Origin of the sequence: Methylophilus sp. 'Pure River', assembly GCF_046765995.1 — a bacterium.
In the GTDB taxonomy this organism is placed as follows: Bacteria; Pseudomonadota; Gammaproteobacteria; order Burkholderiales; family Methylophilaceae; genus Methylophilus.
On the sequence record NZ_JBKOUE010000009.1, the window covers coordinates 77,232 to 94,935 of the forward strand.

At 52.4% G+C, this 17,704-nt stretch carries 18 protein-coding genes; 8 read left to right on the plus strand and 10 right to left on the minus strand.

The annotated features are described in order from the left end of the window. Positions 1-12: 12 nt before the first annotated feature. Positions 13-1,989, minus strand: a complete 1,977-nt coding sequence (locus tag ACIDE9_RS11695) for a cation:proton antiporter (protein WP_411994949.1) — start codon at positions 1,987-1,989, stop codon at positions 13-15. Positions 1,990-2,219: 230 nt separating this feature from the next. Here ACIDE9_RS11695 and ACIDE9_RS11700 point away from each other — a divergent pair, with 230 nt between their 5' ends. Genes ACIDE9_RS11700 through ACIDE9_RS11720 form a run of 5 tightly spaced genes read left to right on the plus strand, consistent with a single transcriptional unit; the run spans position 2,220 to position 6,864 of the window. Further along, on the plus strand, positions 2,220-3,221 hold the full coding sequence (locus ACIDE9_RS11700; RefSeq protein ID WP_194754994.1) for a KpsF/GutQ family sugar-phosphate isomerase: 1,002 nt from the start codon (positions 2,220-2,222) through the stop codon (positions 3,219-3,221). A 26-nt stretch (positions 3,222-3,247) separates the two neighbouring features. Further along, the gene (gene lptC, locus ACIDE9_RS11705; RefSeq protein ID WP_411994950.1) at positions 3,248-3,880 is read left to right on the plus strand and encodes an LPS export ABC transporter periplasmic protein LptC; all 633 of its coding nucleotides are present in this window, start codon (positions 3,248-3,250) and stop codon (positions 3,878-3,880) included. A 15-nt stretch (positions 3,881-3,895) separates the two neighbouring features. After that, complete coding sequence (lptA, locus tag ACIDE9_RS11710; protein ID WP_411994951.1) at positions 3,896-4,552, plus strand: lipopolysaccharide transport periplasmic protein LptA; 657 nt, start codon at positions 3,896-3,898, stop codon at positions 4,550-4,552. An 11-nt stretch (positions 4,553-4,563) separates the two neighbouring features. After that, positions 4,564-5,310: an LPS export ABC transporter ATP-binding protein gene (gene lptB, locus ACIDE9_RS11715; protein ID WP_411994952.1), complete on the plus strand. Its 747-nt coding sequence runs from the start codon at positions 4,564-4,566 to the stop codon at positions 5,308-5,310. A 6-nt stretch (positions 5,311-5,316) separates the two neighbouring features. Continuing rightward, positions 5,317-6,864 carry an RNA polymerase factor sigma-54 gene (locus ACIDE9_RS11720; protein WP_411994953.1) on the plus strand — a complete coding sequence of 516 codons (1,548 nt, stop codon included), beginning with the start codon at positions 5,317-5,319 and terminating at the stop codon, positions 6,862-6,864. 43 nt (positions 6,865-6,907) lie between these two features. Here the strand turns inward: ACIDE9_RS11720 and tyrS are convergent, their stop codons facing one another. Further along, a complete protein-coding gene (tyrS, locus tag ACIDE9_RS11725) occupies positions 6,908-8,146 on the minus strand; it encodes a tyrosine--tRNA ligase (RefSeq protein WP_411994954.1) in 1,239 nt (412 codons plus the stop codon). A 120-nt stretch (positions 8,147-8,266) separates the two neighbouring features. On the opposite strand from tyrS, the gene ACIDE9_RS11730 reads away from it, so the two are divergent. Beyond that, positions 8,267-9,394 carry an anhydro-N-acetylmuramic acid kinase gene (locus ACIDE9_RS11730; RefSeq protein WP_411994955.1) on the plus strand — a complete coding sequence of 376 codons (1,128 nt, stop codon included), beginning with the start codon at positions 8,267-8,269 and terminating at the stop codon, positions 9,392-9,394. 167 nt (positions 9,395-9,561) lie between these two features. Continuing rightward, positions 9,562-10,851: a citrate synthase gene (gene gltA / locus ACIDE9_RS11735; RefSeq protein ID WP_194741216.1), complete on the plus strand. Its 1,290-nt coding sequence runs from the start codon at positions 9,562-9,564 to the stop codon at positions 10,849-10,851. Between the two features lie 84 nt (positions 10,852-10,935). Here gltA and ACIDE9_RS11740 read toward each other — a convergent pair whose 3' ends face one another. From ACIDE9_RS11740 to rplM, 7 genes are all read right to left on the minus strand, one after another. Continuing rightward, positions 10,936-11,532: a GDSL-type esterase/lipase family protein gene (locus ACIDE9_RS11740; protein WP_411994956.1), complete on the minus strand. Its 597-nt coding sequence runs from the start codon at positions 11,530-11,532 to the stop codon at positions 10,936-10,938. An 81-nt stretch (positions 11,533-11,613) separates the two neighbouring features. Next, positions 11,614-11,970, minus strand: coding sequence for an iron-sulfur cluster insertion protein ErpA (gene erpA / locus ACIDE9_RS11745; protein ID WP_019883715.1), 357 nt, complete (start codon positions 11,968-11,970; stop codon positions 11,614-11,616). A 52-nt stretch (positions 11,971-12,022) separates the two neighbouring features. Next, complete coding sequence (locus tag ACIDE9_RS11750) at positions 12,023-12,415, minus strand: bactofilin family protein (RefSeq protein WP_194755002.1); 393 nt, start codon at positions 12,413-12,415, stop codon at positions 12,023-12,025. A gap of 68 nt (positions 12,416-12,483) precedes the next feature. Beyond that, positions 12,484-12,846, minus strand: coding sequence for a hypothetical protein (locus tag ACIDE9_RS11755; protein ID WP_194741209.1), 363 nt, complete (start codon positions 12,844-12,846; stop codon positions 12,484-12,486). Next, on the minus strand, positions 12,846-13,892 hold the full coding sequence (argC, locus tag ACIDE9_RS11760) for an N-acetyl-gamma-glutamyl-phosphate reductase (protein WP_411994957.1): 1,047 nt from the start codon (positions 13,890-13,892) through the stop codon (positions 12,846-12,848). The genes ACIDE9_RS11755 and argC overlap by 1 nt, the downstream gene beginning before the upstream one ends. Before the next feature lie 118 nt (positions 13,893-14,010). Next, positions 14,011-14,403, minus strand: a complete 393-nt coding sequence (gene rpsI / locus ACIDE9_RS11765; RefSeq protein WP_194741207.1) for a 30S ribosomal protein S9 — start codon at positions 14,401-14,403, stop codon at positions 14,011-14,013. Between the two features lie 22 nt (positions 14,404-14,425). After that, on the minus strand, positions 14,426-14,854 hold the full coding sequence (gene rplM / locus ACIDE9_RS11770; protein ID WP_019883720.1) for a 50S ribosomal protein L13: 429 nt from the start codon (positions 14,852-14,854) through the stop codon (positions 14,426-14,428). A gap of 427 nt (positions 14,855-15,281) precedes the next feature. Here rplM and ACIDE9_RS11775 point away from each other — a divergent pair, with 427 nt between their 5' ends. Beyond that, a complete protein-coding gene (locus ACIDE9_RS11775) occupies positions 15,282-16,847 on the plus strand; it encodes a FimV family protein (protein WP_411994958.1) in 1,566 nt (521 codons plus the stop codon). On the opposite strand, the gene ubiA is transcribed toward ACIDE9_RS11775, so the two are convergent. After that, positions 16,830-17,702: a 4-hydroxybenzoate octaprenyltransferase gene (gene ubiA, locus ACIDE9_RS11780; RefSeq protein WP_411994959.1), complete on the minus strand. Its 873-nt coding sequence runs from the start codon at positions 17,700-17,702 to the stop codon at positions 16,830-16,832. The two genes, ACIDE9_RS11775 and ubiA, sit on opposite strands and share 18 nt — an antisense overlap. Positions 17,703-17,704: the final 2 nt, after the last annotated feature.

The window sequence follows — 17,704 nt, forward strand, 5'->3', positions numbered from 1 at the left end:
GGTGTGTATGCCTTATGGTTTGCGGCCGGAAATCAGATAGACTTCCATCGCAATCAGGGCGGCGTTACTGCCTAGCAAGACCAGGATATCGCCTTCATTCAACACGATATCATCCCTGGGCGCGATTGGCTCAGGCATATTCGGGCGACGTAACTGCTTGACCTCGACGGCAAAATCACCAAACGGGATATGATCCAGCCGCAGGCCGTGTGCATAGAAGTTTTTATACACTTCCACCGAGTGCAACTGCGGTAACGAAGCCGTAGCTGTGTCGGCATCGCTGACACCACGGAAGTAGCCCTTGAACATCTTGTAACGTTCTTCACGGAACAGACGAATGCGTTTGACGACACGGTTAAGAGGGACGCCTAAGGTCACCAGTGCATGCGAAGCCAGCATCAGGCTGCCTTCCAGGATTTCCGGCACCACTTCGGCTGCACCAGCATCTCTCAATGCATCCATTTCACTGTCATCGTGCGTACGCACAATCACGGGCAGATTGGGGTTGCGCTCTTGAATCACATGCAACACCTTCATGGTGCCGCGTGTTTCAGCGTAACTGATGATCACAGCCTTGGCCCTGGCCAAGCCAGCAGCCTCCAACACAGAGCGCCGCCCGGCATCCCCATAAATCACATTTTCACCGGCTGAGGCCGCTTCTTGCACACGGCTGGCATCCATATCCAGTGCGACATAAGGGATATTTTCCTCGCGCAAAAAACGTCCCAGATACTGGCCGCTACGACCATAGCCGCAAATGATCACATGGTCGCGCAGGTCCTGACTATGCTCCTGGATGGTATCCACCACCTTGATGCTGTTGCGGCTATAACTCTTGACCAGTGCACGCGCAATACGCCCGTTTTTTTGAATAATAAACGGCGCGACCAGCATGGATAACACAGCAACAGACAATACTAGTTGCAAGGAGTCGCCATCAATCAGGTTGGTCTGCAACCCCAGCGCCAGCACCACAAAGCTGAACTCACCCGCCTGACCGAGAATGATCCCGGTACGCACGCCTACGCCCATTTCAAAACCGTAGAACTTGGTTAACAGTGCGATGAGGCCGATCTTGAATAACAGGAACAGGGCGAGCAGCACCACAATCAACCCGATGTGCTCAACCAGCACAGACACGTTGAGCAACATGCCGACACTGATAAAGAATAGCCCCAGCAAAATATCACGGAAAGGCGCAATATCAGATTCCACCTGGTAGCGGTATTTGGTTTCTGAAATCAGCATCCCGGCCACAAATGCGCCCAGGGCATATGACAAGCCGACAAAGTTGGTAGCGGCTGCCATCAACAAAGTCACCATCAATACATTCAGTACAAACAGCTCACGTGAGCGCTGCTTGGCCACCAGTTCAAACCAGAAGTTGAGGATATTTTTACCAAACTTGAACAGCAGGAACAGCAGAATTGAGGACTTGAACAAGGTCAGACCCAGCACATCGAGCCAGTTATCGCTGTGCGAGCCTAAGGTCTGGATCAGCACCAGAATCGGGATCACCGCCAGGTCCTGGAACAGCAGCACGCCGATACTCAAACGGCCATGCCTGGAGTTTAAATCAACCCGTTCCATCAGGATTTTGGAAACGATGGCGGTCGAGGACATGGTGATGGCGGCACCAATAATGAACGCAGAAGTCAGGCTCAGCCCGGCCAGCTTACCCAGTACCAGGCTGGCCAACAGCGTTAAAACAACCTGGCCGCCACCCAAACCGAATAGGGTTTTGCGCATGGCATAGAGTTTAGGCAGGCTAAACTCGAGGCCGATGCTAAACATCAGGAACACAATACCGAACTCGGCCACCTGGCGGCCAGTCTCTTCGTCCTCCAGCAAGCCAAGCGCGTACGGGCCGAGCACAATGCCAATCATGAAGTAAGCCAGCATCGCGGGCAAACCCAGGATGCGGAATAAGCCGACGGCGAAGACCGAGCTGGTAAGCAATAATAATAAGTGGATCAGGGAATCAAACATGCAAAAATTCTAAAGCATTAATGTCAGGCCGTGCAGACGTAGTACCAGCCAGCGAACAATATATTAAGACGCATCGTCAGTGATATATTCTGAAACAGTTGTGTTTCAGGATGATGCATCCTGCCATAAAACACTATTTTATGCAAAAAATGTGCCCGCTAATAAAAAATCCGTAAAAAAGCTGCGTTTCGCTTTCTTGCCGGGGGCGTCACTTGCTATACTAACCCGCCATGAACACAGCAAAATCAGGTGTCCACCTCGTAAAAAGTCCAGACATCGTGACGCGTGCACGAGGCATACTGCTGCACGAGGCAGATGAAATCCGCCAACTGGCCGACCGTATCGGCAGCGAGTTTGAAGCGGCTGTCAGCATGATTCTTGCCTGCCGCGGCCGCATCGTCGTCACCGGCATGGGTAAATCCGGCCATATCGGCGGTAAAATTGCGGCCACCCTGGCAAGCACCGGCACCCCGGCCTTCTTCATGCATCCAGCGGAAGCCAGTCATGGCGACCTGGGCATGATCACGGCTGAAGATGTGGTGATTGCGTTATCCAATTCCGGCGAGAGTGATGAAATCATCAATATCTTGCCCGCCATTCGCCGTATCGGCGCGCGTATCCTGAGCATTACCGGTAGCGAAGACTCCACCCTGTCGCGCGAGTCAGACGTGCATTTAAGCGCTGCCGTCAGCCACGAGGCCTGCCCGCTAGGACTGGCGCCCACAGCCAGCACGACGGCTGCACTGGCATTGGGCGATGCGTTGGCGCTCTGCGTGCTCGACTTGCGCGAATTCACTGCCGAGGACTTTGCGCGGTCACACCCAGGTGGCAGCCTGGGCAGACGGCTGCTGGTACGAATTAAAGATGTCATGCGTACTGGGGATGCGATCCCCTCTATCAGCGAAGATGGCACCGTACAGGAGGCCATTGCGCAGATTTCGAGCAAAGGCATGGGATTTACAGCGATTGTGGATAGCGCGCAACACCCGATCGGCGTATTCACCGACGGCGATTTACGCCGCCTGTTTATGCAAGGTGCCACCGATACGCAACAATCGATCAAAACCGTGATGAATACGCAGCCACGTTTGCTAGGCATGCAACAAATGGCGGTTGAAGCAGTCAACCTGATGGAGCAATATAAAATTAACGGGTTTATGGCAGTGAACGAGCAACAGCAGTTAGTGGGCGCATTTAATATGCATGATTTACTCAAGGCAAAAATCGTTTAGGTTGATTGGCGCTCTGGAACTCCCACATGCTTAAACACCCCATCTTATTGCCGATTGCGCTCATGCTGTTTTTAGCGCTGCTGACGTTCTGGATTAACCAGACCGTGCAGGAGCAGGCACTGAGCCTGAGCCGCTTAAGCCGCCACGATCCGGACTACATGCTTTATAACTTTGTCAGCACGCGTACCGACGCCACTGGCAATACCAAATACGTGTTAGCCGCCGCAGAGATGCGCCACTTTCCGGATAACGACTACACTGAGTTACAACGCCCGCGCTTCACCCAGTTTGGGCAGGATAAACCTTACACCCAAATTCATGGCCAGCATGGCAAAGTCTCGGCCAATGGTAAACTGGTCGAGTTTAGCAAGCAGGTCAAAGTGGTTCGCCAGGGCACACTGGCCAAACCTGAAATGCAGTTGCAGACCGAGCATTTAACACTGGAGCCGGATACAGACCTGGCATATACCGATTTACCGGTCACCATCCGCCAGCTACCGGCGACCGTGATTACAGGCACCGGCATGCGCTTTGATAACAAAGCTGGCACCATGCAATTATTTAACCGGGTACATGTACATTATGTACGCCCACCCGTCGTCGCCAAAACTGCAAGCCCGGCAGCGAAGGCGAAAAAAGGCAATCACAAGGGTCGTTGATTCTGGAGAAATGAGTTGAACACGCACAAGCCATTATTTTATGCCACCTGCTTGACCTTATGGGCACTGCTGCAGTGGTCAACCAGCGTGCTGGCTGAAGAGTCAGACCGTGACCAGCCAATTGAGCTGGAAGCGGACACCGTGACGGTGAATGATGCCAAAAAAATCAGCATTTACACGGGCAATGTGATCCTCAACCAGGGCACCCTGCAAATCAAGGCCGACAAAATGATTGTGCGTGAAGACCAGGATGGTTTTCAGCACAGCACCTGTACCGGCAACCCGACCACATTCAAGCAAAAACGCACTGGCAAAGATGAATGGATGCAAGGCAGTGGACAGCGTATTGAATACAACGCACGCATGGACAAGGTACAGCTATATACCAACGCCTGGGTCAAACGTGGTGAAGACGTCGTCACCGGCGACTACATCAGTTATGACGCCAATGCAGAGTACGCCGAAGTGATTGGTGGCACCAAAGCCAACCCAAACGGCACTGCTGGCAGCCGCGTCAAAGCAACCATTCAGCCCAAAAACAAAACCACGCCGCCTGTGATTGATAACAAGCCAACCTCGCAACAAGGGCTGCGCATGAACCGCTCACTGCAAATCAAAGTGGAACCGGCACCTGCCGACGCCAATAATGAGCCCGCGAAAGTGCAACCTTAAAGAACGGCCTTATGCAGACAACAGCTTCACCAGATCATAACCATTTACGTGTCAGCCACCTGAAAAAGGCTTACCAGGGCCGCACCGTGGTCAAAAACACCACGCTAGAGCTACACAGCGGCGAAGTGATTGGTCTGCTCGGCCCCAATGGCGCGGGTAAAACCACCAGTTTTTATATGATTGTTGGCCTGGTCGCACTGGACGATGGCAGCATTACACTCAATGGCGCAGATGTGAGCCATTCCCCCATGCACGAGCGCGCGCGCATGGGACTGGCTTACCTGCCACAAGAAGCGTCCATTTTTCGCAAAATGACAGTGACCGATAATATTTTATCGATTCTGGAAACCCGCCCTTATACAGAAGAAGAACGCGAAGCGCGGCTGGAGTCCTTACTGGATCAACTACATATCCAGCATATCCGCCATAGCCAGGCCGTGAGCCTGTCGGGCGGTGAGCGCCGCCGAGTAGAGATTGCGCGCTGCCTGGCCACCGATCCGAAGTTCATCCTGCTGGATGAGCCGTTTGCCGGGATTGACCCAATTGCGGTGATTGAGATCCAGAAAATTATCCGCTACTTGAGCAGCCAGAATATCGGCATTTTGATTACAGACCACAACGTGCGTGAAACCCTGGACATTTGTGACCGGGCATATATCGTCAATGAAGGCGCAGTGTTTGCCGCTGGCACGCCAGACGAGATCATTCAGAACGAAGGCGTACGTGAAGTCTATCTGGGCAAGAATTTTAGGCTGTAACCAGTTATGAAGCAAAACCTGCAATTACGCATCTCACAAAACCTGGCGCTCACACCGCAGTTGCAGCAGTCTATCCGGCTGTTGCAGTTGTCGACGCTGGAGTTAAGCCAGGAGCTGGAAACCATCCTGCAGGAAAACCCGCTGCTGGAAATGGCCGATGGTGAAGAGGGCGAATTTGAAGATAACGCCCCCACCGCAACCGGGGCAGCAGAATCTGAGCTACCCGATGCAAGTTCGTTTGATGTCGCGACGCAAACAGAAATTACCGCGCCAGCAGAGACCTTGCGCGAAGAGTTGCACGAGGAGCTCGGTGGCAACGAAGGCGAGCAGGCCAATCTGAGTGAAGAGTTTTCACCGCCCGAGTTTGAGGACGACTATGAAGAGTTTGGCAGCACCAGCAACTGGGATGAAGCAGGCCGCAACAACCTCGATGATGAAGATAGCGACTTCTCCCGCCAGGATGCTAGCAACATCAGCCTGCGCGAACACCTGATCAACCAGATGCAACTGGCACACCTGTCTAAGCGGGACATGGATCTGGTGAAGTTCTTGCTCGACAGCATTAACGATGATGGTTATTTAGAGCAGGATTTACAGGAGATTGTCGACCTGTTGCCGCCAGAATTGGAAATCGAGTTACTGGAGCTGGAAACGGCACTGAAATTGATCCAGAACTTGGATCCGATTGGTGTCGGTGCACGCGACCTGCGTGAATGCATCCTGCTACAGCTGCAGGTACTGCCGCCTGAAACGCCTTATCTGCGCATTGCAATGGCGATTGCCAAAGACCACCTGGCATTGCTGGCCAACAAAGACTTTGTCAAACTGCGCAAGGTACTCACTTGCGACGAAGCTGCGCTCAAAGGTGCGCAGCAACTGATTCGCCAGCAAAACCCGAAACCCGGTAACGAGTTTGCCAGCTTTAGCCATGACCACTTTATTCAGCACGATGTGGTGGTCAAAAAAATCAAAGGCATCTGGATGGCCTCGCTCAATGACGGCGTGATTCCCAAGCTGCGCATCAACCAGCTCTATGCGGATATTCTCAAGCGCAACCGTGAAAGCTCTGGCCAATACCTGCAAAGCCAGATGCAGGAAGCGAAATGGATGATTAAGAATATCCAGCAGCGCTTTTCGACCATCCTGCGCGTCTCACAGGCGATTGTAGACAGGCAACGCAACTTCTTTGAGCATGGCGAAATTGCCATGCGCCCTTTGGTATTGCGCGAAATCGCCGAAGAGCTGGACTTGCACGAAAGTACGGTTTCACGGGTCACCACGCATAAGTACATGCTTACACCGCGCGGTGTGTTTGAGTTGAAATACTTCTTCGGTAGCTCGGTAGCGACCGATGCAGGCGGCTCTTGCTCAGCCACTGCGATTCGCGCCCTGATCAAGCAAATGGTGGCCGAAGAGAATCCGAAAAAACCACTGTCGGATAACCAGATTACGGACACTCTGGCGCAGCAAGGCATTGTCGTTGCACGCCGCACCATCGCCAAATACCGCGAATCACTGAATATTCCACCAGCCAATTTACGCAAATCGCTATAAAACAAAAAGGCCGCAATTGCGGCCTTTTTGTTTAACAGGCTTTTTATTTAATGGTGATTTTGGCAAACTTGCGTTTACCCACTTGTGCCACCACAGTCACGCCTTTAGCCAGCGGCAAGTTCTTGTCGTCGACCTTCACACTATCCAGTTTCACCCCACCTTGCTGCACGGCACGCATGGCTTCACTGGTGCTTTCCACCAAGCCCGCCTGCTTCAGTAACTGGCTGATGCCTATGCTGTCGCCATCAATCACCACTTCCACCTCAGGCACATCATCAGGAATACCGCCTTTGGCACGTGTCTGGAAGTCCTGCAGGGCTTTTTCAGCCGCGGCCTGGCCGTGAAAGCGGGCGACGATTTCTTGTGCAAATCCAACCTTGATATTGCGCGGATTGTCACCAGCAGCTACTTGCGCCTTCCACTCGGCAATCGTTTCCAGGGTAGCAAACGACAGCAGGTCAATGTAACGCCACATCAGGTCATCAGAAATAGACATTATCTTGGCAAAAATCGTCTCTGGCGCTTCGCTGATACCAATGTAATTACCCAAAGACTTGGACATCTTGTTGACGCCGTCCAGGCCTTCCAGCAGCGGCATCATCAGCACACACTGCTGTGACTGGCCAGCCTGCTTTTGCAACTCACGGCCCATGAGCAGGTTAAATTTCTGGTCTGTGCCACCCAGTTCCAAATCTGCCTGCAACGCGACAGAGTCATAGCCTTGCAACAATGGATACAAGAACTCATGAATCGCAATCGGCTGGTTGCCTTTGAAGCGTTTGGAGAAATCATCACGCTCCAGCATACGGGCCACCGTGTGGCTGGCTGCCAGCTTGATCATGCCCGCCGCCCCGAGGTCGCTTAACCATTTGGAGTTAAACACAATCTCGGTTTTGGCCGGATCCAGAATCTTGAATACCTGTTCGGAATAGGTATCGGCATTCGCCTTCACCTGCTCAACCGTTAACGGCGGACGCGTGGTACTTTTACCCGTCGGGTCACCGATCATGCCGGTAAAATCTCCGATCAGGAACAAAATCTGGTGCCCCAGATCCTGCAACTGGCGCAATTTGTTAATCAGCACGGTGTGACCCAAATGCAAGTCTGGTGCGGTCGGGTCAAACCCGGCTTTCACACGTAAAGGCTTGCCGGTTTTCAGCTTTTCAATCAGCTCCTGCTCAATTAATAACTCATCGGCACCGCGTTTGATAATCGCCAGGGCGTTTACAATGTCTGGACTCAGGGCTTCAGCCGCCGTTGAGGCTTGGTTTACGTCTGTCATAAAGATTCTTTTTTTGAGGCGCGCGTTGCGCACGCTTCGTCACGAAAGTAAAACAGGTATTTTAACGTAATCCCAGGCATTTCTGTAAGCAAGGCATGAGCAGTGTTACACTTATGCCTTATGAATTTTTCTGCCCCGCCCACTCAAACACGCCTGTTTATTGGCCTGATGTCTGGTACCAGTCTGGATGGGGTGGATGCAGTGCTGGTCGCACAACAAGACGGTCATCTGCAGCAACAAAGCCAGTTTTTTCTGCCTTATCCTGCGGATATCAGACAAATCCTGTTGGATCTGCACACCCCAGCCGTCAACGAATTACATACTGCCGCTATAGTGTCCAACCAGCTGGCCGACCTGTACGCAGCGGCAGTTCAAGGCTTATTGCAAACAGCAAATATCTCTGCCGCAGCTGTCACCGCCATTGGCTGCCATGGGCAAACCATACGCCACTGCCCAGACCTGGCCAACGGCCAGGCCTACACCTTGCAATTGGGCAACCATGCACGTCTGGCAGAACGCACAGGCATCACCGTGGTTGGCGATTTCCGCAGCCGCGATATTGCCGCTGGCGGACAAGGTGCGCCTTTGGTGCCCGCCTTTCACCAGGCCATCTTTGCGGCAGCTGATACCCATCGCGTGATCTTGAATATTGGCGGCATTGCCAACCTGAGTGATTTACCTATAAGTGGCAGCGTGACCGGGTTTGATTCCGGCCCCGGCAACTTGCTCATGGATGCCTGGACCCTGCAACACACCGGCCAGACGTATGATGCCGGAGGTGCCTGGGCAGTGCGCGGCAGCGTCAATCAAGCGTTGCTGGACGCATTGCTCGCTGAGCCGTATTTTGCGCTCCCCATCCCTAAAAGTACCGGGCGCGACCTGTTTAACCAAACCTGGCTCAACGCACACCTGCAAACCCATGCGGATACACCTCAGAATGTCGCCCGCACGCTGCTGGAATTGACCGCTGTGACGATTGCTCAGGCTTTAAAGCAACATTGCAGCGGTGCCACCGAGATTTATGCCTGTGGCGGCGGTGCACATAATCTTGCCCTAATAGACCGGCTGCAAACGCTATGCGGACTACCGGTACAACGCACCGACGTACTCGGCATTGGGGTCGACTGGGTGGAAGCCGTTGCCTTTGCCTGGCTGGCGCAACGCTGCCTGGATCATCAACCCGGCAACCTGCCTGCCGTCACCGGCGCAGCAGGGCCACGAGTGTTAGGTGCGATTTACCCAAATTAAACCAAAGACACCCTAAAGCAGTGCGAATGCACTCAACGTTTGATTTAAACTGGTGCAGGATTGAAGACGATTTTTTAACTTTTCCATGCTCATTTCTGCACAAGCACCCATATTCAAAAACGATTGCGTATAATTTAGACAACCTAGACTTAAAGACAGAGTACGTTATGGCTACCAAAGCGACCATTACATTTGACAACGACAGTGCTGCAATTGAATTACCCGTCTTAAAAGGCTCTTTGGGCACAGATGTGATCGACATCCGCAGCCTGGGCAAACACGGCTACTTCACCTTTGACCCCGGCTTTATGTCTACCGCCTCGTGTAACTCGGGCATCACTTTTATCGATGGTGAACAAGGCCTGCTGTATTACCGCGGCTACCCGATCGAGCAACTGGCAGAAAACTGTGACTTCCTCGAAGTCTCATATCTGCTGCTCAATGGCGAATTGCCAGACCTGCAACAGCGTGAAGAGTTTGTCGGCACCATCCGCCAGCACACCATGCTGCACGACCAGATGAGCAATGTATTCCGCGGTTTCCGCCGTGATGCCCACCCGATGGCCGTCATGATTGCCGTCGTCGGCGCCATGGCAGCGTTTTACCCCGACAATAACAACGTGGCAGACCCGGAATCGCGTAAAGTAGCCGCCATGCGCCTGCTAGCCAAAGTGCCAACAATCGCCGCCTGGAGCTATAAATACAATATCGGTGAGCCATTCATGTACCCAAAAAACAAATTGGGTTACGCTGAAAACTTCATGCACATGATGTTCGCCACGCCATGCGAAGAATACGTGCCCAACCCTATCCTGGCCCGTGCGTTTGAACGCATCCTGATCCTGCATGCGGATCACGAACAAAACGCCTCAACCTCGACTGTGCGCCTGGTAGGCTCCAGCGGTGCCAACCCGTTTGCCTGTATCGCGGCCGGGATCGCTTCATTGTGGGGTCCGTCACATGGTGGCGCCAACGAGGCCACACTGAACATGCTGGAAGAAATTGGCGATGTCAGCCGCATTGGTGAGTTCATCAAGCGCGCCAAAGACAAAACCGACAGCTTCCGCCTCATGGGCTTTGGCCACCGTGTTTACCGCAATATGGATCCACGCGCCTCTATCATGCGCAAGACCTGCCACGAAGTGCTTAACGAACTCGGACTGCATGACGACCCAATGTTCAAACTGGCTATGGAGCTGGAAAAAATCGCACTCGAAGATGAATACTTCGTTTCGCGCAAACTGTACCCCAATGTAGATTTCTACAGTGGCATCGTCATGCGCGCGATGGGCATCCCCAACTCCATGTTTACCGCCATTTTTGCCCTGGCGCGCACCGCAGGCTGGATTTCACAATGGTGCGAAATGAACGCAGACCCCGACCAAAAAATTGGCCGTCCGCGCCAGTTGTATGTCGGTTCAGAGCGCAGGGAGTTTGTACCGCTGCACCAACGCTAGCCACTGGCTGCATCAGCAAAAATAAAAAGCCCGATATCAGCAGATTGTCGGGCTTTTTATTTTCTCCAATACCTATCGCCTCCGCTAACGCAACACACCAAGATCATGAAATTGTTTTGTCAGTGCATCCGCCAGCTGACGATAACCTTCTGCATTCGGATGCACTTGATCAGCACGCAGTCGGCCATCTGACAAGACAGCAGACACCGCGTTGGGCACTAATAATGCGCCCGTTGCCTCGGCCGCGCGTGCATAGAGCGGATGATCACTGAGCGGACCAGCCAGACTCACTTCCGGCATAGCAATCAATATAGCGACCGCATCCGTCTGCTGTACTAGATGTACGATACTTTTCAGGTTCTCCTCGACACGCGCTGGCGCCATTTGCCGCAAGAAATCATTGCCGCCCAACTCAACAATGACCAATCGAGGTCTATGCTGTGCCAATAAGCCAGGTAAGCGTGACAAACCACCGCTGGAAACATCTCCAGCAATACCGGCATTGATGACCTGCCAGCCGGTCTTGCGTGCCAGCAGTGTCGGATAATCCTGCGTACCATGCTCGGCGCCTGTACCGTAGCTAATGCTATCGCCCAGCACAAGTACGGTCGCGCCAGCAGGGATAGCCTGCACCTCCGCTGCATGCTTGGTACAGCCCTGGCCGATAACAGCCATACTCATGACAAGTATCAGCCGACATAAAAAAAGCCAAGCACACGCTTGGCTTTTCTCAATCATAAAACGCATGACTGAATGCAGTCGTTAAACCGAGAACGAGCTACCACAACCACAAGTGGTGGTCGCATTCGGGTTACGAATCACGAACTGTGAACCTTGCAGGCTGTCGGTGTAATCAATTTCGGCACCGGCCAGGTATTGCAAGCTCATCGGGTCGATCAGCAACGTCACGCCGTCTTTATCCACTTGCGTATCATCGTCGTTCACTTCTTCTTCAAAAGTAAACCCGTACTGGAAACCTGAGCAACCACCGCCGCTCACAAATACGCGCAGTTTCAGGTCAGGGGTGCCTTCTTCGTCAATCAGCTCTTTGACTTTTTTGGCGGCGTTGTCGGTGAATACCAGCGGTACTGGCATTTCTAGGGTAGCTTCTGCGGTCATCATAGACTCCTGTCAAATTCTCAATAACAATATGGTGACGAAAAATTTAATTTCAAGTCGTCTCTGGTTCGGCAGTTTCTGCCTGCTCGCCCAGGTAAATCAGTTTTCCTTCAATCACGGCGCCCGTATGCATTTCCAGCGACTTGTAATACAAGTCACCCACAATCCGTGCCTTGCTTTGCAATTCAATAAACACAGAGGATCTGACCGGGCCGCGTATCATGCCATTCAAGACTATTTTAGAAGCTTCTACCGCCCCTGTCACCGCCCCGTTTTCACTAATGATCAAAGTGCTGGGGTGTTCACGTTTTTCAATCACATTGCCGGCGATCAAACCATCGACTCTCAAGCCACCGGCAAACTGCATATTGCCATTGATTTGTGTCTCATGGCCAATCAGGGTATCAATGTGGCTATCGATTTGAACGCTTTTTTTGAAAAACATGCTACTTCCTGTTCAGAATTATCTTAAATGGCGATGCCCATTAAGCATCAGCCATATCATGCAGCCTGCTAACGCTTGGTCATATTCTTGTAAAACACCAATTCTTCTTTCAGTTTGATGCTTTCATCCTGCTGCGCTGTGAGCGTCTTGGCCAGGTTGTTACTGGTGGCCAGCTCCACTTGCAGCTCACGCTGCGAGGCAATCAGTTTTTTCTGTAATTCAATATTTTCGGTGGTCACTTGACGCAAACGCTGGCGTATATGCTCACCATCATCATCATGCACCACCCAGTAGGCCAATGCAAAACCAATCAGGACATAAGAAACCGCCAGCATGCTTTGAAAATACCAGGGCCTGTGCGAGCGTACTGCCACCTGCTTGGCGGTTAGGCCAAAATGGTTTCTCAGTCTTCTGCGTATCGGCCGGATCATTATGGCAACAACGGCAGCACTTGCAAACCGGCATCCGGCGCCAGGTTAAACATCAAATTCATATTCTGTACAGCTTGGCCAGAAGCGCCTTTGACCAGGTTGTCCTGCACGACAACGATTGTGACATAATCGCCCGCTTGTGGGTATAGCGCCATCCGCAAAACGTTGGCACCGCGGACTGAGCGTGTTTCCGGCAGTGAGCCTGCAGGCATCACATCCACAAAAGTGGCGCCCTGGTAACGCTGCTCATAGACTTGCTGCAACACTTGTTGCTTGCCCTGTGCGTTAAGTTTGACATGTAAAGTGGTCAGCATGCCACGAATCATCGGAATCAAATGCGGAACGAATATGAGGTTGACCGCTTCGCTACCGGACAGTTTCTTTAACTGGGCCAGAATTTCGGGATGGTGCCGGTGCCCAGCCACGCCGTAAGCTTTCAGGTTATCGCTGGACTCAGAGAACAAGGTGCCCACTTCGGCTTTTCTACCAGCACCGGAGACGCCAGATTTGGCATCGGCAATAATAGGCACAGAGAAATCAATCCATCCCTGCTCCAACAACGGAGCCAGGCCTAGCAATACCGTGGTCGGGTAGCACCCAGGATTACCAATCACTTGTGCCTGCTGCACGTCAGCGGCATATAACTCCGGCAAACCATACACGGCTTCTTTCAGCACGTCCGTACAGCTATGCGGCAACTTGTACCACTTTTCGAACTCAACGGCATCTTGCAGGCGGAAATCAGCCGCCAAATCAATCACTTTCACGCCTGCCGCCACCAGCGCAGGCGTTTGTGCCATCGCAACCCCATGTGGTGTGGCAAAAAAGACCACGTTGCATTGGGTTAAATCGACCGTAGCGGGATCGCTGAACTTTAAGTCCACAACACCACGCAAGCTGGGAAACATATCGGCGACCGGCAATCCAGCCTCGCCCCTGGAGGTAATCACTTGCAATTGCACATCAGGATGCCTTGCCAGCAAACGCAGCAACTCAACTCCGGTATAACCGGTTCCACCTACAATGCCAACTTTGATTTTTTCCATATCTTTAAACCAGATGCGCGTTCAACAACGACCCATGCATAAAAAGTAAAACAATATAAATGAAAAAGGCCGCCAATGCGACCTTTTTGCACAACAGGTTTGTAACAAACGTTGGAAATTAACGTTTGGAGAACTGTTTACGACGACGCGCTTTACGCAGGCCGACTTTCTTACGTTCAACTTCACGTGCATCACGTGTGACGAAACCAGCGTGAGACAATGCGCTCTTCAAAGCTGCATCGTAGTCAATCAACGCACGGGTAATGCCATGACGCACTGCACCCGCTTGACCGGATTCACCACCACCATGCACATTCACCAGAATATCAAAGCTGGCTGTGTTGTTAGTCAATTCCAGTGGTTGACGCAAAATCATGCGAGAAGTCTCGCGTGAGAAGTAAACGTCAACTGGCTTGTCGTTGACCACGATGTTGCCACTGCCGGACTTCAGGAACACACGTGCCACTGAACTTTTGCGGCGGCCGGTGCCGTAGTTGTATTTACCGATCATGTTTTATCCTAATCGTCTTAAATTAGATGGTTAATGGTTGCGGTTGTTGCGCAATGTGCTCGTGCTTGTCGCCCGCATACACTTTCATTTTCTTGATCATGGCATAGCCCAAAGGACCTTTTGGCAACATGCCTTTCACAGCTTTCTCCAACGCACGACCTGGGAAACGATCTTGCATTTTTGAGAATGAAGTTGTAGTGATACCGCCTGGGTAACCGGAGTGACGGTGGTACAACTTGTCGCCAGCCTTGTTACCGGTTACTTTAATTTTGTCCGCATTGACTACGATGATGTAGTCGCCAGTATCCACGTGTGGTGTGTAAATAGCTTTATGCTTACCACGCAGGCGATGAGCGATTGCGCTGGCCAAACGACCCAATACCAAGTCAGTGGCGTCGATCACGAACCAGTCACGTTGTACTTCATGCGATTTTGCTGAAAAAGTTTTCATTTTATAACTACCGAGTTATAGCGTATAAATTAAGAGGGCGGATTATAAGTCAGCTTGAGAAAGGTTGTCAACGAATTATTCTAAAATAATCGGAACTAGCCTGACGGCATCAGGTTGCTGACTAAGGCAAGCAATTTTGTGGCTTTTTTGCCATCAATTATGCAAATTACCTGACATAAAACGTGCTTTTATCACAAACAAGCCTTGTTTTTTCAAGGATAATTGCAACTGGGTGCTATATTAGCTCAAGTTTTGACTTTCTGCACCCGTTTACTTGTTGCGACTGAATTGATTTAAGCCATCGCCATTTAACTAAACAGCAGCACCGACTCTAAAAATAATTTTGATACTTTCGGGCATATACAAAGCTAAACAATATATTCACGCCGCCAGTTGGCGAGGGCTTTGTGCTTCCCTGCTGTTTGCGTTGACGCCCTTGCTGCAAGCTGCAGAGTTCGGTGCACTGTCCATTGAGTCTGTGCCGGGCCAGCCACTGCTGGCACAACTGCCACTGAATCATGTGCAGACCAACACTGACATCAGTTGCTTCAGCCTGAACCAATCTTCCAAACAAGCCTCAGCAGACTCCAATCCTGTCCACCTGGAGTACACCACCCTGGGTAGCCAACAGGGCGTTTTAATGCTGTGGTCTGATGCCGCCATTGCCAACCCACTGACGCTGACACTCACGGATCGCTGCCAGCACTCGCGACAAACTGTCACTATTCACCCCGATAATACCGTCGCCATCGCCATGGCAGCTGTGCTGCCTCCTGTCAGCAACACAACGCCTGAGCCGGTTGCCACTCAACCAGAAGCCCTAGAGTTACCGCCCGCGCCACCAGCCATCCCGGTGGAGGCCTATACCGCACTGCAAGCGCAAATCAATGATCTGCAGCAAAACTTCAAACAACTGCAAACCAAGTCTGATGTGTTGTATGCCAGCAACCTGGCGCAGGCGGACATCCTGGCAACGCTGAAAACCCAGCTGACCCGCCTGCAAAACGAAAACCATTTATTACGCACCTTGGTCATCGCCTTGGGCCTGGCGCTGATTGCCAGCGGCTTTTTCTTTGCTGACTGGTTACGCCGCCACGCCGCCGTGCCCAAAGTGATGAAGTCGCGCCGCGCGTCCAAGCAAAGTGAAGCGCCATCCATACCGACCGAGGGTGCATCCGGCCCGGCGACGCGCCCATTAAGCGGCAAACCTTTTTCCGCCACTGTATTGCCAACGCAGCAAACGGGTGACGCCAAGAGCCTGAATCTGCCGACACAACCGCCAACACCCACCAAAACAAGCAGCCGGTTAAAATCGGTGCCTATGCATGCCAACGATGATGCGGTGATGCCACACGGCGTACCGCAGAAAGTGAGCTCACAGCAAAGCACCCAGACAGTGATGCAGGATGCCTCACGCCTGTTTACACATGGCCGGGTGAATCAGGCGATTGATCATTTGCAACAGCATTTGGCCAAACACCCGAAATCCTCGCCCTGGATGTGGTTGTATTTACTGGATTTGCTATCCAAAGAAGGCAAGCAGCAAGAGTTTGATATTGTGGCTGGCGAATGCCGCAAGCATTTCAACCTCAACGTCGAACACGCGCCGGACTTGAAACAGCAAGGCATTGAATCGTTCCCGCGCGTGATGAAGGCTTTACAGCAGGCTTGGGGCACCCCGCAGGTGATTGCCTTGATTGATGACCTTGTTTACAACACGCGACTGGTACCACGCATGGGCTTTGAGCGCAGCGTGTTTGAAGACCTGATGCTACTGAAGGAAATTGCCTGCCAGACACAAAACCTGCCTGCCGTGCCGCCAGCGCCAAAAACGGCTGACCATGAAGAACCGATCAATGGCAATTTGCGCGAATTGCAGCAACTGTCAGAAGATCTTTATATTTTGGCGCCGGTTGAACACACACCGTTCCAATACTGGACAGACTTTACCTTTGAGTTGGACGAACCTTCAACATTACGCAAGTCCGCCTAAACCGTAGCTGGCTGCCAGCCCGGCGGTCAATGCCGCACCAATCCAAACATTTTCCAGAAACGCCTTGAAACAATCGCCGGGTTGCCGGTAACGAATCAGCGTATATTGCCGCCATAACTGCACAGCCGCCGCAGCCCAACCCAGCCAGAATGCCCAGCCCAGTGCGAGTATATGCGCAACATAGGCCAATATCAGCAGCATGGCGACAAAGCACGCCATAATCGCCAGCACATCAAAACGGCCGAAGGTGATGGCCGAAGAGCGGATGCCAATTTTGAGGTCATCTTCGCGGTCGACCATGGCATAAGCCGTGTCATAAGCGACCGACCAGCAGACGTTGGCCAGCAATAGCCACCAGGCAACCGCAGGCACCTGCCCCTGCAAGGCAACAAAGGTCATCGGGATGCCAAAGCCAAAGGCAATGCCCAGATAGGCTTGTGGAATGGCAAAAAAGCGCTTGGTGTAAGGATAACTGACGGCAAGAAACAGCGCGGGCACAGACCATAACACGACCTGCCAGCCCAGCGTACACACCAGCACAAATGCCAGCAACGATAATCCCGCTGCAACCAGGTAGGCTTCCTTGACAGAGATTTCCCCTGTCGCCAACGGCCGCTGATGGGTGCGCGCCACGGCGCCGTCCCAATGCCGGTCAGCAATATCATTCAACGCACATCCGGCTGAGCGCATCAGTATCGTACCCGGCACAAACACGCACACCACCCACCATTGCGGCCGCCCCTGTCCGGCAATCAGCAGACCCCACAGGGTCGGCCATAACAGCAGCCAGATGCCGATAGGCTTATCCAGCCGTGTCAGCTGGTAATAAGCATGCCATTGGGCGAGTGATCGCATAA